The 14,868-nt window shown below is 66.4% G+C and carries 14 protein-coding genes; 7 read left to right on the forward strand and 7 right to left on the reverse strand.

Features of this window, described 5'->3' with window-relative positions; translation table 11 throughout:
• Positions 1 to 50: 50 nt before the first annotated feature.
• A complete protein-coding gene (gene map / locus DXK32_RS01010) occupies positions 51 to 878 on the reverse strand; it encodes a type I methionyl aminopeptidase (RefSeq protein WP_038527707.1) in 828 nt (275 codons plus the stop codon).
• A 159-nt stretch (positions 879 to 1,037) separates the two neighbouring features.
• Here map and radA point away from each other — a divergent pair, with 159 nt between their 5' ends.
• The 5 genes from radA to DXK32_RS01035 all read left to right on the forward strand — a co-directional run bounded on the left by radA (position 1,038) and on the right by DXK32_RS01035 (position 6,453).
• Entirely contained in the window at positions 1,038 to 2,438 is a 1,401-nt protein-coding gene (gene radA, locus DXK32_RS01015; protein WP_114856812.1) for a DNA repair protein RadA, read from the forward strand.
• Between the two features lie 42 nt (positions 2,439 to 2,480).
• Complete coding sequence (locus DXK32_RS01020) at positions 2,481 to 3,167, forward strand: CvpA family protein (protein ID WP_114856813.1); 687 nt, start codon at positions 2,481 to 2,483, stop codon at positions 3,165 to 3,167.
• A 100-nt stretch (positions 3,168 to 3,267) separates the two neighbouring features.
• Entirely contained in the window at positions 3,268 to 4,716 is a 1,449-nt protein-coding gene (gene purF, locus DXK32_RS01025; protein WP_114856971.1) for an amidophosphoribosyltransferase, read from the forward strand.
• A 90-nt stretch (positions 4,717 to 4,806) separates the two neighbouring features.
• Positions 4,807 to 5,517, forward strand: a complete 711-nt coding sequence (locus DXK32_RS01030) for an SDR family NAD(P)-dependent oxidoreductase (protein WP_114856814.1) — start codon at positions 4,807 to 4,809, stop codon at positions 5,515 to 5,517.
• Positions 5,518 to 5,787: 270 nt separating this feature from the next.
• On the forward strand, positions 5,788 to 6,453 hold the full coding sequence (locus tag DXK32_RS01035; protein WP_417281699.1) for a LysE family translocator: 666 nt from the start codon (positions 5,788 to 5,790) through the stop codon (positions 6,451 to 6,453).
• Positions 6,454 to 6,736: 283 nt separating this feature from the next.
• Here DXK32_RS01035 and der read toward each other — a convergent pair whose 3' ends face one another.
• From der to DXK32_RS01060, 5 genes are all read right to left on the reverse strand, one after another.
• On the reverse strand, positions 6,737 to 8,140 hold the full coding sequence (gene der, locus DXK32_RS01040; RefSeq protein WP_114856815.1) for a ribosome biogenesis GTPase Der: 1,404 nt from the start codon (positions 8,138 to 8,140) through the stop codon (positions 6,737 to 6,739).
• A gap of 36 nt (positions 8,141 to 8,176) precedes the next feature.
• The gene (locus DXK32_RS01045) at positions 8,177 to 9,559 is read right to left on the reverse strand and encodes a PQQ-binding-like beta-propeller repeat protein (protein ID WP_247876915.1); all 1,383 of its coding nucleotides are present in this window, start codon (positions 9,557 to 9,559) and stop codon (positions 8,177 to 8,179) included.
• Positions 9,559 to 10,203, reverse strand: a complete 645-nt coding sequence (locus tag DXK32_RS01050) for a tetratricopeptide repeat protein (RefSeq protein WP_114856816.1) — start codon at positions 10,201 to 10,203, stop codon at positions 9,559 to 9,561. The genes DXK32_RS01045 and DXK32_RS01050 overlap by 1 nt, the downstream gene beginning before the upstream one ends.
• Before the next feature lie 171 nt (positions 10,204 to 10,374).
• Positions 10,375 to 10,929 carry a thioredoxin family protein gene (locus DXK32_RS01055; protein ID WP_114856817.1) on the reverse strand — a complete coding sequence of 185 codons (555 nt, stop codon included), beginning with the start codon at positions 10,927 to 10,929 and terminating at the stop codon, positions 10,375 to 10,377.
• Positions 10,930 to 11,121: 192 nt separating this feature from the next.
• Positions 11,122 to 11,769, reverse strand: coding sequence for a response regulator transcription factor (locus DXK32_RS01060; RefSeq protein ID WP_114856818.1), 648 nt, complete (start codon positions 11,767 to 11,769; stop codon positions 11,122 to 11,124).
• Positions 11,770 to 12,545: 776 nt separating this feature from the next.
• Here DXK32_RS01060 and DXK32_RS01065 point away from each other — a divergent pair.
• Positions 12,546 to 13,289 (forward strand): response regulator transcription factor, encoded by a 744-nt coding sequence (locus DXK32_RS01065; protein ID WP_247876916.1) that lies wholly within the window; start codon positions 12,546 to 12,548, stop codon positions 13,287 to 13,289.
• A 207-nt stretch (positions 13,290 to 13,496) separates the two neighbouring features.
• Here the strand turns inward: DXK32_RS01065 and DXK32_RS01070 are convergent, their stop codons facing one another.
• Entirely contained in the window at positions 13,497 to 14,189 is a 693-nt protein-coding gene (locus DXK32_RS01070) for a LuxR C-terminal-related transcriptional regulator (protein ID WP_114856820.1), read from the reverse strand.
• A gap of 503 nt (positions 14,190 to 14,692) precedes the next feature.
• On the opposite strand from DXK32_RS01070, the gene DXK32_RS32525 reads away from it, so the two are divergent.
• Positions 14,693 to 14,863 carry a hypothetical protein gene (locus DXK32_RS32525; RefSeq protein WP_205215610.1) on the forward strand — a complete coding sequence of 57 codons (171 nt, stop codon included), beginning with the start codon at positions 14,693 to 14,695 and terminating at the stop codon, positions 14,861 to 14,863.
• Positions 14,864 to 14,868: the final 5 nt, after the last annotated feature.

The following is a 14,868-nucleotide window of genomic DNA, read 5'->3' on the forward strand; positions in this document are numbered from 1 at the left end:
GAGCAAAAGCTTGCCGCCTGAAAAAATCGCTTGCTCAGCGTGACGGTATCTCATGCCGCGACGGCCCCGGCCACGGTCCCGTAAGGCGGCTGGGTGAAGCCCGCCGGCGACAGGGTGAATATCTCGCAGCCCGTCTCGGTGATGCCGACCTGATGCTCGAACTGGGCGGACAGGGAGCGGTCGCGGGTGACGGTGGTCCAGCCGTCCGACAGGATCTTCACATCCGGCTTGCCGGCGTTGAGCATCGGCTCGATGGTGAAGACCATGCCCGGAACCAGCAGAACCCCGGTGCCGCGCTTGCCGAAATGGTCGACGTGCGGCGCGTCGTGGAACACCCGGCCGATGCCGTGCCCGCCGAAGTCGCGCACCACGCCGTAGCGGTGGGATTCGGCCAGGGTCTGGATGGCGTGACCGATGTCGCCCAGATGGTTGCCCGGCTTGGCCTGCGCGATGCCGGCCATCATCGCCTTGTAGGTGATGTCCACCAGCTTGCGCGCCTTCACCCCGATCTTGTCGCCGACGAAGAACATGCGGCTGGTGTCGCCGTACCAGCCGTCGAGGATCACCGTCACATCGACGTTCACGATGTCGCCGTCGACCAGCGTCTTGTCGTCGGACGGAATGCCGTGATTCACCACATGGTTCGGCGAGATGCAACTCGCCGCCGGATAGCCGTGATAGCCGAGGGTCGCGGGGATGGCGCCGTTGTCCCGCATGAAGGTTTCGATCAGCCGGTTCAGATGACCCGTGCTGACCCCCGGCACCACCTGGGGCGTGATGTGGTCGAGCGTCGCCGCGGCCAGCCGCCCGGCCTTGCGGATCGCCTCGAACTCCTCCGGGCCGTGCAGCGGGATCTTCCGCGCGTCCTTGTCCGCCACCGTGTCACCTCACATCCGTTGTTCATCATGAATTCCGGGACAGAACCTACCACCGGAACGGCCGAGAAAAGCCCCAGCTTTTTATCACCTCTGCCATAGGATTTAGAACGCCACCTTGCTATATGTGGGGCGCTGCCGCTCCAACCAATCGCTAGACCTTTGGCAAAGCCAACCACCCGCTACGTCTGTCAGGCTTGCGGCGCCTCCTTCCCGAAATGGGCGGGCCGCTGCGATGCCTGCGGCGAATGGAACACCCTCGTCGAGGAAGCCGCCCCGGAAGCCGCCCCCAAAGGACTGGGCGTGGCACGCGGTCGCCGGCTGGACTTCGTCGGGCTGGCCGGGTCCAGCGAGGCGCCGCCGCGCCGCATGACCCGCATCGAGGAGTTCGACCGCGTCTGCGGCGGCGGCCTCGTCCCCGGATCGGCGATCCTGATCGGCGGCGACCCCGGCATCGGCAAATCGACCCTCCTCCTCCAGGCCATGGCCCGGCTGTCGCAGGAACACCGCTGCGCCTATGTCTCCGGTGAAGAGGCGGTGGATCAGGTGCGGCTGCGCGCCGTCCGGCTGGGCTGCGCCGCCGCACCGGTCCAGCTCGCCTCGGCGACCAGCGTGCGCGACATCGTCGCCTCGCTCGACGGCACGGACGGGCCGGAGGTCGTGGTGATCGACTCGATCCAGACCATGTATGTGGACAATCTGGACAGCGCCCCCGGCACCGTCGCCCAGGTCCGGGCGAGCGCGCAGGAGCTGATCCGCGTCGCCAAGCGGCGCGGCTGCGTCCTGTTGCTGGTCGGCCATGTCACCAAGGAAGGCACCATCGCCGGCCCCCGCGTGCTGGAGCACATGGTTGACACGGTGCTTTACTTCGAAGGCGAGCGCGGCCACCAGTTCCGCATCCTGCGCGCGGTGAAGAACCGCTTCGGCGCGACGGACGAGATCGGCGTGTTCGAGATGACCGACGGCGGGCTGGGCGAGGTCGCCAACCCCTCCGCCCTGTTCCTGGCGGAACGGCGCGGCGACGTGTCGGGCGCGGCGGTCTTCGCCGGAATGGAGGGCACCCGCCCCGTGCTGGTGGAAATCCAGGCCCTGGTCGCCCCCTCCCCGCTCGGCACGCCACGGCGCGCGGTCGTCGGCTGGGACTCGGCGCGGCTCGCCATGGTGCTGGCGGTTCTGGAGGCGCGCTGCGGCGTGCAGATCGGCGCCAACGACGTCTATCTGAACGTGGCCGGCGGGCTGCGCATCACCGAGCCGGCGGCGGACCTCGCGGTCGCCGCGGCGCTGGTCTCCTCGCTGACCGGGGAGCCGGTGCCCGCCGACGCCGTGGTCTTCGGCGAGGTCGGCCTGTCGGGCGAGGTGCGCGCCGTGGGCCAGAGCGACGCCCGGCTAAAGGAAGCCGCGAAGCTGGGGTTTTCAACGGCGATCTTTCCGGCTAGACGGAACGGCAAGAAACCGGGGCGCGGCGACAACGGCCTGAAATCGGTCGAGCTGCAGCAGCTCAGCGAATTGCTGCCGCTGTTCCAGGCCGGATCGGGACCCCGTCCGCCGCGCGGCCGGGATTGAGACGAGACTCCAAAGTGAAAGCGCACGAGGCGTAGCGGCGTTATGGACACCTTCCCGATCAACCCGGCGGATCTGGCCGTCATCGTGGTGCTTTTGCTGTCGGCCCTGCTGGCCTTCACCCGCGGCATGGTGGCCGAGGTGCTGTCGGTCGCCGCCTGGGTCGGTGCCGCGCTGATCACGCTGAACGCCCTGCCCCACGTCCTGCCCATCGCGCAGACCTACATTCACGTCGAAATGGCCGCCTACGCCGCGTCGGCGGTGGCGCTGTTCGTCGTCAGCCTTGTGGTTTTGACAATCCTGGGCCGCGTCGTGTCACGCGGGGTGCAGAATTCCGGCCTTTCGGCGCTCGACCGCTCGCTGGGTTTCGTCTTCGGCCTGCTGAAGGGTGCAATCCTCGCCTCCGTCGCCTATCTCTTCTTCGCTTGGCTGGTGCCGAACCCGGCGGAACATCCGGCGTGGCTGCAAAGCGCCAAGACCCGGCCGATGCTGGTGTCCGGCGCCGCCATGATCTACGAGGTGATGCCGGACTCGCTGCGCAAGGACGGGCTGGGCCAGATGGACATGGCGCGGGAACGCGCGCGGCAGGCGGTGGAGGCCAAGGAGGCGCTGGACCGCCTGTCCACGCCGGTTCCCGGAGCGCCGAAGACCGGTGGTGCGTCGCCATCCGATACCGGTTATAAGGACCGGGACCGCGGCGACCTTGAGCGACTGATCCAGAACGCACGCTGAACGCCGCATGGTGCAGAGTGCCTGTGAGTAACGCCCCGCTGGCAAAGAGGCCGCCGGGGCAATGCCCTTTGGTGATGCTGTGTATGACGAGGATCTTCCGATGCTGACGACGCATCCGTTCGACGACGACAAGCTGCGCGAGGAGTGCGGCGTGTTCGGCATCCACAGCCATCCGCAGGCGGGGGCCATCACCGCGCTCGGCCTGCACGCGCTGCAGCATCGCGGCCAGGAAGCCTGCGGAATCGTCAGCCACGACGGCGACCGCTTCCATCTGGAGCACACGCTCGGCCTCGTCGGCGATCATTTCTCGTCGGAAGCCATCATCGGCAAGCTGAAGGGCCCGCAGGCCATCGGCCACGTCCGCTACGCCACCACGGGCGACACGACGATCCGCAACGTCCAGCCGCTCTACGCCGACTTCGAGTTCGGCGGCTTCGCGCTGGCCCACAACGGCAACCTGACCAACGCGCACACGCTGCGCCGTCAGCTCGTCCGCCGCGGCTGCCTGTTCCAATCCACCACCGACACCGAGACCATCGTCCATCTGATGGCCATCGCCCGCGGCGGTTCGCCGGTGGACCGGCTGATCGAGGCGGTGCGGCAGGTCGAGGGCGCCTTCTCCCTGGTGGCGCTGACCCCGAACGAGGTCATCGGCGTGCGTGACCCGCTGGGTGTCCGCCCGCTGGTCCTGGGCAAGCTGGGCGACACCTACATCGTGACCAGCGAGACCTGCGCGCTCGACATCGTCGGCGCCGATTACGTGCGCGACGTCGAGCCGGGCGAGATGGTCGTGCTGAACGACCAGGGTGTGCAGAGCCTGCGCCCCTTCCAGCCGCAGGGCCGTCGCTTCTGCATCTTCGAATACATCTACTTCGCACGTCCCGACAGTGTGATGGAGGGGTCCTCCGTCTACAACGCCCGCCAGCGGATCGGCGCCGAGCTGGCCCGCGAATCGGGGATCGAGGCCGACGTGGTGGTGCCGGTGCCCGACAGCGGCGTGCCGGCGGCCCTCGGCTACGCCACGCAGAGCGGCGTGCCCTTCGAGCTGGGCATCATCCGCAACCATTATGTCGGCCGCACCTTCATCGAGCCGACCGACCAGATCCGTCACCTCGGCGTGAAGCTGAAGCACAACGCCAACCGCGCCATGATCGAGGGCAAGCGGGTGGTGCTGGTGGACGACAGCATCGTGCGCGGCACGACCTCCAAGAAGATCGTCGAGATGGTGCGCGCCGCCGGTGCGAAGGAGGTGCACATGCGCATCTCCAGCCCGCCGACCTCGCACCCCTGCTTCTACGGCATCGACACGCCGGAGCAGAGCAAGCTGCTCGCCCACCGCATGTCGGTGGAGGAGATGCGCGACTTCATCCAGGCCGACAGCCTCGCCTTCATCTCCCTGGACGGCCTCTACCGGGCCATGGGTGCGGAGCGCCGCGACCCGCAGAAGCTGACCTTCTGCGACGCCTGTTTTACCGGCGACTACCCCATCGCGCTGACCGACGCGCTGGACCACCCGCCGGTCGAGGCGAACGTCCGCATCCGCGCCTGACCGCCTGACCACCGCCGCGACGGGCCGGCCGCAACCCAGCGGACCGGCCCGTTTGCCAATCCCGCTACCGAACATCGTCGAGTCGCCGCCATGTCCCGTCTTTCCGGCCGCACCGCCCTCATCACCGGCGCCTCGCGCGGCATCGGCGCCGCCGTCGCCAAGCGCTTCGCCGCCGAAGGCGCCCACGTCATCCTCGCCGCCCGCACCGTCGGCGGCCTGGAGGAAACCGACGACGCGATCTTCCAGGCCACGGGCCGCAACGCCACGCTGGTCCCGCTGGACCTGCGCCAGTTCGACAAGATCGACCAGCTCGGCTATTCGATCTTCGAGCGCTTCGGGAAGCTCGACATCCTGGTCAGCAACGCCGGCGTCCTGGAAGCGCTGGGCCCGGTCGCCCATTACGATCCGAAGCTGTGGCAGCGCGTGATGGACGTCAACGTCACGGCCAACTTCCGTCTGATCCGCTCCTTCGACCGTCTGCTGCGCGCGTCCGACGCGGGGCGCGCCATCTTCGTGACGTCGGGCGCCGCGAACGCGCCCTACCCCTACTGGAGCCCGTACGGGGCCAGCAAGGCGGCACTGGAGATGATGGTGAAGACCTACGCGATGGAAATCGCCTCGTCAAACCTGCGCGTCAATCTGATCGATCCCGGCATCGTGGCGACCAAGCTGCGCATGCAGGCCTTCCCCGGCGAAGACCAGACCAAGCTGGCCCAGCCGGACGACGTGACCGAGGCTTTCCTGGCGTTGGCGGAAACGTCCTGCACGCGCCACGGCGAAGTGGTGTCGGCGCAAGGGTAAGCTTGGAGACGTCTTAACAGAAAGCGGAAGGAGAGCAGCGCGCCGACGCGCGTGAGGAAGCCGGACTGGGTGTCCGAGCCGCAGCCCGACTCCTGCGGCAGCATCATCCAAAGGATGCCCCGCTTCAGCACGAACACGATGCCGCTTGGCGCGAAAACCAAGGGCTTTCCCCTGCCTCGATAAGTCGAAGGCGTTCCTCACCCTTCCCATCGCTGGTCCGGTCTACAAGGCCGTTCCCGCGAAATCGGACGTTGTAAGCCGGCCAGATTTATGGATCAGTCGACGGCTATCCAGAGGGAGGTGATGATGCCGATAGAAGCTTGGCTTGCCTTTACCGCAGCATCCGCGGTGTTGTTGATCATCCCAGGCCCCACGATCCTGCTTGTGGTATCCTATGCGCTCGGTCAGGGCCGGCGTTCAGGGCTCGCCACCGTCGTCGGCGTTGCGCTCGGCGACTTCACCGCCATGACCGCATCCATGCTGGGTTTGGGCGTGGTGCTGGCCGCCTCGTCCCTGCTCTTCACCACATTGAAATGGATTGGGGCGGCCTACCTCGTATATCTCGGCCTCAAGTTGTGGCGATCCCCGGTTGTCGAGGCCACATCAACCGAGCCGGCTCCCGCCGTGCCCCCCTTCCGCATGGCCCTTCATACCTATGCCGTGACGGCACTGAATCCCAAAAGCATCGTGTTCTTCGTTGCCTTTCTACCGCAGTTTGTTGATTCCACTCAGCCGCTTTTGCCACAAATACTGATCATGGAAGCCACCTTCCTGGTGTTGGCGACCCTGAACGCCACGTTGTACGCACTTCTGGCCTCGGCGGCGGGACAAGCGGTGCAACGCCCCTCGATCCGACGGATTTTCAATCGGACAGGGGGAGCGATGCTTATCGGGGCGGGGGTAATGACCGCAGCGTGGCGACGAACGGCGTCTTGATGGCGTCTGCCGCCGCTTTCCTCGCTCGTCATTCCCGCCTTGGCCGGAATGCACACCGTCGGCACCAGAAGGCGCCGCCGGCAAGAGCCTCTCGATCAATTCTAACGCATTGATCTGCCGGGATTTCACGGTTGGAAAATGATGAATGCGATCATTTTCCAACCGCATCAGTCCGGTCGAATGCTCATCTGAAGGGGGCTGAACTCTCGCCCTCGCGTAAATGACGAGAATATTCGTTACAGAAGCGGAAAGGGAGACCGGGAGGGCCCCAATGCCGAGCCTCTCAATCGTCCGCGTAGGGGTTCTTCTGCTTGCGCAGGAGCAGCCGCACCGGCACGCCCGGCAGGTCGAACGTCTCGCGCAGATGCGCGATCAGATAGCGCTGGTAGCTTTCCGGCAGATCCAGCGGCTTGTTCACAAACAGCGCCACGGTCGGCGGGCGGGTCTTCACCTGCGTGGCGTAGCGGATCTTCACGCGGCGGCCCTCGACCAGGGGCGGCGGGTGGTGATCCAGCACGCCTTCGATCCAGCGGTTGAGCTGGGCGGTCGGAATGCGGCGGTTCCACTGCGCGTAGGTCGACAGGATCGAATCGAGCAGCGTGTCCAGCTTCTTGCCTTGAAGGGCGGAGATGGTCACGACCTCGACGCCCTTGATCTGGGCCAGGGCGGCCTGGAGCTTGTCCTCGACCTGACGCAGGGCCATGGCGCGGTCGTCCACGGCGTCCCACTTGTTCAGGGCAATGACCAGGGCGCGGCCTTCCTCCACCACCGTGCGGGCGATGGTCAGGTCCTGCTTGTCGAGGATCTGGTTGGCATCGACCACGAGCAGGACGACCTGCGCCATGCGGACGACGCGCAGGGCGTCGGCGACGGCCAGCTTCTCCACCTTGGCATCGACGCGGGCGCGACGGCGCATGCCGGCGGTGTCGACCAGCCGAAACTTGCGGCCGCGCCACTCCCAATCGACGCTGATGGCGTCGCGCGTCATGCCGGCCTCGGGACCGGTCAGCACGCGCTCCTCGCCGATCAGGGCGTTGAGCAGGGTCGACTTGCCGACGTTCGGGCGGCCGACGATGGCGATCTGGATCGGGCGGGCGCGCTCCTCGTCGGTTTCCGGCTGGTCGCCGACAGGCAACTCCTCGCCATTCTCCCCCTTGAGGGGGGCCGAGGCCGTCTCGACCGCTTCCGGTTCCGGCGCGGCGTAGGGCAGCAGGGCTTCGACCAGATCGGCCATGCCCTCGCCATGCTCGGCCGACAGCGCGAGCGGGTCGCCCAGACCAAGCTCGAAGGCCTCGTAGAGGCCGGTCATCCCCACCTTGCCCTCGGCCTTGTTGGCGACGAGGATCACAGGGGTCTTGCTCTTGCGCAGCAGGGCCGCGAAATGGCGGTCGAGCGGCGTGATGCCGCTGCGCGCATCCACGATGAACAGCGCCACGTCGGCGCGTTCCAGGGCGCGTTCGGTCTGGCGGCGCATGCGCGCCTCCAGGCTGTCGTCAGTGACGTCCTCCAGGCCCGCGGTGTCGACCACGGTGAAGGACAGCCCACCCACGCGGGCGGGGGCCGAGCGCCAGTCGCGAGTCACGCCGGGCGTGTCGTCGACCAGCGCCAGCTTCTTGCCGGCCAAACGGTTGAAGAGAGTCGATTTGCCGACATTCGGCCGACCGACAAGAGCGACGGTGAAGGACATCGGGCCGGGGGCCTTATAAAGAACCAGGGGCGGCGATCAACGGTACGCCACCAGCGTACCGTTCTCGCACAGGACATATAGGGTGTTGTTCGCCACGACCGGAGGCAAATAGGTGGAAGCCGGCAGCGAGTAGCGGGTCAGCACCTGCCCGTCGGCGGGCGACAGGGCCAGCATCTGCCCGTTCGACCCGGTGACGTAGAGCTTGCCGCCGGCCAGGACCGGACCCGACCAGGTGATCGGCCCCTTCTTGTCCTCCGGGTCGGTGAACTGGGCGAGTTGGGTGACCCAGCGGGCGTGGCCGGCCTGACGGGTCAGGGCGACCAGCTCCGAATCGTTGGTGACGACGAACAGGTGATCGCCGGCGAGCCAGGGAGTCTGGGTGCCGCCGATCTCGGCCTCCCACAGACGGATGCCGATGCGCTCGTCGATGGCGATCATGCGGCCGGAATGGCCGATCGCATAGACGACGCCGCGGTCCATCACCGGCAGGCCACGGATGTCGGCGAGGCTGCTCAGGGCGCCGCTGCGCCGAATGGCCGCCAGGCTCTCCTGCCACGCCACGCGCCCGTTCTCCGGGCGCAGGCCGTACAGCTCGCCGGAGGAGTACGGGGCGACGATCAGGGTCGACGAAGCCGCCGGGCTGACGGCGCCCAGCAGGCCCGCCGTCTCCAGGATGCCCTGGTGCGACCATTGGACGGCGCCGTCGGAGGCCGACAGGGCCGTGAGCTGGTTGTCCAGCGTCAGGACGAGGACGCGCCCGCCTTCCACGGTCGGGGCGCCGCGCACCGGACCCGGAACGCGCTTGCGCCAGATGACCGAACCGTTGGCGGGATCGAGCGCAATCGCCTCACCGAAGCCGGTGGCCGCGAAGACCCGCCCGTCGGCGTAGGCGACACCGCCGCCGCTGGCGCCGCCGCGCTCCTTCTCCGGCTTGGTGTCGATCCGCCAGAGCTGGCGGCCGGTCCGCTCGTCGAGGGCGGCGACATGCGAGTCGGCGTCCATGGCGAAGATGCGGCCATCGGCGACGATCGGTGTCTCCAGAAGGGAGCGGGAGCTGCTGGCCCCCGTGCCGACGTCGCCGCGCCACGCCTCGGCGGGCGTGGCCGACAGGGCGAGGTTGCCGCCGGCGTGCTCCGGTGTGCCGCCGGACTGCGCCCAGGCCGGGTTGGCAACGGCGGTCGGCAGGGCGACCGGCGTGCCGACCAGCCGCTGGTCGACCTCCACCTTGCGCTCGCGGGTCAGGACGGACACCCGCTCGCCCGGCAGGGGCGGCTCGGGCGTCTTGCCGAACCACCCGCTGACGGTGTCGCAGCCGCCGAGCAGCACGGCCAGCAGCGGGGCGGAAAGCAGGGCGGCGCGCAGGGAGCGGCGCTTCGCGGTGGGGTGCGCGGTCGGGGCGGCCATGGGAATGCGGGTCATCAGCTCTTGCCGTAGAGGGTGGCGAGATCGGCGGCACGCGACCGGACGCCGGCGGGAGCCTGCGAGTCGTCGGCCAATTGCTGGAACAGGGTGCGCGCGCGCTCCTTGTCCCCGGCGCGCGCGGCGAGCACGGCGCTCATCTCGCGGGCGGAGAAGCGCCAGGGGTTGGCGTCCGCCGTCAGCGGCTGGAGCCGCGCCTGGAGCTGGGCCGGATCTCCGGAGTCGAGCTGGTGCATCACCGACAGCAGGGCCGCCAGCTCGCGGTAGACCGCGGCGGCGCCGGCGTTGTTGGACAGCGTGTCGTAGACGGCTACGGCCTCCGCCGTCTTGCCCTCGCGGGCCAGCAGGGCGGCGGCGTTCAACTGGGCCAGCGCGGCCATGCCGGGGTCGGCCTTGGTGGCGAAGGCGGCCAGCGCCTCGACGCCCTTGTCCGGCCCCTGGGCGGCCTGTGAGAGGGCGGCGGCCAGGGCCGTCGTCCCGCTCTCCTTCTGCGACTGCTGCCAGTTCCGCCAGGCGACCGTGCCGCCCGTCGCGGCGACGACCGCCAGCGCGGCCGCCAGCATGATGCCGCCATAGCGCTTGAAGACGCGCTCCATGCGGTCGCGGCGCAGATCCTCGTCGACTTCGCGGAAAATATCGCTCATGGCTCTACAGCGGCATCCTACGGCACGAAAACCGTTACAGCGGAGATTGCGCCCGCGCGCGGCTGCGGCGGACGATTCTGATGGTTCAAAGGGCCGGATAGCATTGGGCGCCGCACGCGGTCAAGGCGCAACGGCGCCCAATGCGGCATTAAGGCTGCGCTTGGGGTGGAATCAGGTTGGATTCCGCCATTTGATGGAGCAGCCCATGCTGGGGATCTGGTCGGTCGGCCCCTGCCCCGTCTGGGCGATGCGGACCATCGCGTGGAACAGCTCGCGCGGGGCGTCGGGGATCGGCTCGCGTTTGGAGGCGTCCAGCCGGCCGCGGTATTGCAGGCAGAGGTCGGCGTTGAAACCGAAAAAGTCGGGCGTGCAGACCGCGCCGTAAGCCCGCGCCACCTCCTGAGTCTCGTCGAGCAGATAGGGGAAGGTGAAGCCGTGTTCCGCCGCGAAACGCTTCATGTTCTCGAAGCCGTCGTCGGGATAGGCGTCGGTGTCGTTGGACATGATGGCGACGGCGCCGATGCCGTGGGGCCGAAGCGCGTCCACCTCCTCGACGATCCGCCCGATCACCGCCTTCACATAGGGGCAGTGGTTGCAGATGAACATGACCAGAGTGCCGCTCGGCCCCTGGACGTCGGCCAGGCTGTAGGTCTTTCCATCGGTTCCCTTCAGGCTGAAATCCTCCGCCTTCCGGCCAAAGTCGCACACCGGGGTTTCCGCCGCCATCGCTGTCGTTCCTCCTTCTGGACCCTCGGACGCGCCGCCGGCGCGGGTTCGGGCATGAGTATATGAGGTGAGGCGAAAGCCGGAATCGAAAAGGCCGCGGCGGCACCTTGTTCGTGCCTGCTCGCGGCCCTGTCGGTCTCCAACCCGGTTTCTTGCTTCCCGCCCTGCCCCGTAACCGTCGGACCCGCCCCTTTACGAGGCCATGGCGGCGGCGGCGATCACCGCCTGGGTGCGGTTCTTGACGCCCAGCGACTTGAAGATCGCCGTGACATGGATCTTCACCGTGCCCTCGGACAGGCCGAGTTCGTAGGCGATCTGCTTGTTCGACTTGCCCGCCCGCAGGCAATCCAGGACTTCGCGCTGGCGCTGGGTCAGGCCGTAGGCGCTGCGGTCCGCGCCGTCCAGACGACCGCGGCGCGGCGCAGCGTCGGAGGCCGCGGTCGCGGCGGTAAGCGCGCCGGGGGGCACGTAGATGCCGCCGGAGAAGACCAGATTCAGAGCGCCCATCATCACCTTGACGCTGCTCGACTTCGGAATGTAGCCGGTGGCCCCGTGGTCGAGCGCGCCGCGGATGTCGTTCAGCGCCTCGGAGGCGGAGATCACCACGACCGGCACGCCCGGCTGGAGGCTCTGCACCTCGCGCAGCCCGTCGAACCCCGGCCAGTTCGGCATGTGCAGATCCATCAGCACCACGTCGAACCCGCCGCCGACGCGGCATTGCTGAAGAACCTCGTCGAAGGTGCCGGCCTCGACAAAGATCGCGTCCCCGTGAAGCTGCTCCAGAAGACGGCGCAGGCCTTCACGAAAAAGGAGATGGTCGTCACCGATCAGAATTTTCATGGCCCCGTCCGCCTTCGTTTTCCCGTTGCTTCGGATCAGCCCTCCTCGGGCTAACCGGGCCACCCCGTTGGCGATCCAACCATCCTTTCGCCCCGTGGCTTGAAGAACTGCTACCACATTCGGAAGAGGGGCAATATCCGGACAAGGGCCATAGGTCATTTGCGGCGCGGAACAATCACCTATACAGCAAAGGCCGACTGAACAAAACAAGAACTATGACTTTTCATCTAAGCCTCTGCACGAAAGAAAGTGGGAGCGCAATTTTCTCCATGTTTGGTTGTTCAAGGTGAGGGCGACAGTGACGATCCGTCACGGAACACCCCATGCGTGCAAAGGGTTGGCACCAACGATCGAATTGCGTGAAAACCTATCCGATCGGTGGTGCGCCCTGTACGAATGGCCAGCGCTTTTCCTGCGGGAGTGCCTCACTTTGCGACACACACCTGTACTGGCCTTTCAGCGCAGTCCGTCACAAAAGAGTTATCGCTTGGAGCGATCCGGTCGCCATTCAGATGCGCTTGACGATCTTGAGTGATCATCTATCGTTTGATTTACGTGTTACACGACTAATTTATAAACTGTTTGTCACAGTGTCAAGTTTTTTTCCAGGTTTGATGGATATATGCCTGAAATTCGATGCAGTCTTTAAATGAAAACACTTACGCGAAGACACAGAGCGCCGACGGATAGAGAGCACGAGACAAGCCTAAAACACAGGCGGCGATAACGCCCGACAAGGGCCTGCCGTGGATGCCTCCTCCAAACAGAGCTGACCCATGCAAATGAACCATGAGTACGCCCAAGAGAAAGCATCGCACTCGACCCGCAACGCGGTGACCCCCATGCACGTCTGCCTGATTCTCGACAACAGTTCCCTGACCGACACCGTGGTGCAGGCGCTCGACCGGGCCGGTCGCCATCGTGTGACCGTCTTCCACGACATATCGGAACTGACGCAGAGCACGCTGACGCCCGATGCGATCCTGATCGGCCTTCAGCAGTTCACCGCGCTGCGCGAGAACGAACCGATGGTGTATCTGCGGCTGTCACGCCGGTCGCGGATCGTCGTGGTGCTGTCGTCGCGGGAATTGCTGGACGCCGCACACATCCTGGCTTTCGCCGATGCGTGGGTGTTCGAGGACATCAACGTGGACCGCATCAACGAACTGCTGGATCTGGGGCTGGAGGGGCACTGTCTGATGCCCAAGCAGTTCCTGTCCCGGCTGGGCGTCGATGAGATCCGGCTGACCTTGCTGCCGCGGTTGTCGGAACCGGAGTTCGAAACCCTGCGCCTGCTCGGCCAGGGGCTGAACAACCGGACGATCGCCAACCAGCTCGATCTGTCCGAGGCGGTCATCAAGTCGATGGTGCGCAGTGTTCTGTCCAAGCTGCACTTCCGCAACAGAACGGAAGCCGGCGTCTTCGCCGCGCGGCAGCAGGGCGCGTTGCAGTCCGCCCGGGAGGGCATGGTGCCGCCGCAGATGCACGCGGCCCCGGCCCACCGGACCGGCACGTCCTGACAACCCGTCGGACGTCCCGTCACCCCTGATCAACCAATCGAAAGAATCCCGGCCACCGTGCCGGGATATTTTCGTTTGCGAACCGGTTTCCCGGCCGGCTTCCGGTCGGAAGCCGCACACGGAAACGCCGGACCGGCCGGCCACACCGAAAGGGTGATGGCCGGCCGGTCCGGCGCCTGCGCCGGTGGAGCGATCGCGGGAGACCGGTTACTGGTGGGCCGCCGCCGCGGTGACCGCCCCGGCCCCGGCCAACTCGCCGCCGATGCCGTTGTTGAGCGCCCAGATGGCGGCCTGGGTGCGGTTCGAGGCATTGATCTTGCGCAGCAGGCTCTTCAGGTGAACCTTGACCGTTGCCTCGGTGATGTTCAGATGGTTGGCGATCATCTTGTTGCTGTCGCCGTTCAGCAGGCAGCGCAGGATTTGCACCTCCCGCTGCGACAGGCCCTTGCGCGACACTGGCATGTCCGTGCCGTTCCCGTTGACTCGGCCGGAGATCAGCAGCGCGGCGAGGTGGGTCGGAAACACCTTCTCGCCCATCATCACCAGGCGCAGCGACTGGGCCAGCGCGTCGGACGACAGATCCTTCATCAGGTAGCCGTCGGCCCCGGCCTCCAGCGCGTTGGCAAGGCGGCGCGTGCACAGGTCGCTGGTCAGGATGACCATACGCGCGTCGGGAAGCTGGGCGCGCAGGCGCCGCATGCCGTCGGCCTCCTCCTCGCCCCCGTTCACCAGATCGAGCAGGATGAGCTGCGGACGCAAGCCGTTGTCGACGGAGTTCAGCGCCTCGCGCAGGTTCCCCGCCTCGGCGGCGATCTGAAAGGGTGAATCGTCGAGAAGCCTCTTCAGGCCTTCGCGGAACAGCTTATTGGAGTCGATCAGAAAAGCACGCACTGGTTCCATTGGTCAGCTCCCGCGATTTTTGGAAAATTGCTCTGACTCCCTGGGCAATCTTGTAGGCTACCAATCACCCGAGGTTTCCCCACCCGTGCCCCACCGATGGCATTGACGTGCCGATATTTTGGATGACCTTACCCCTGTGTCGTGCAACACGGTACCACTCTGTGGGATTAAAAGAAGAACGCATTGGACATATGCGCAAAGCTACTTTTAATCATGGATTACTGCATCTCTTTTAAAGTACACAGCATCCCCAATCGAATGGATACTTCAGCGAATTCTCTACCACTTTCTTGCGGAGAGGCGCACGCTTTGGATGCGCATGGGGACGGGCCGACTCATGGGAGTTGCCAAAAGTTCCCGACCCCAAACGGGCAGGAGGCACTCATGCCGAAGAAGCGCATCCGCTCCTTGCCACGCCCGTCCTATGATCGCCGCCGCCCCCTCCCCGTAGGTCATAACACCATGCGGCAGGAGGCTTCTCGACGGATGCGGTGCGTGGTTCGATGTGGACGATGATCGGCGCGGCAGCGGCCAGCTATCTGCTGCTGCTCGCCCGAAGCGCCTGGAAACAGGGCGAGATGCGCCAGTTCCTGCGCAGCCTCGCCATCGTGGCGGCCCTGTGCGCGCTGGTCGCCGGCGCGGTCTTCGCCGCGATGCTGCTCGATTCGCGCTGACCAAC

This window comes from Azospirillum brasilense (assembly GCF_003349955.1).
In the GTDB taxonomy this organism is placed as follows: domain Bacteria; phylum Pseudomonadota; class Alphaproteobacteria; order Azospirillales; family Azospirillaceae; genus Azospirillum; species Azospirillum brasilense_B.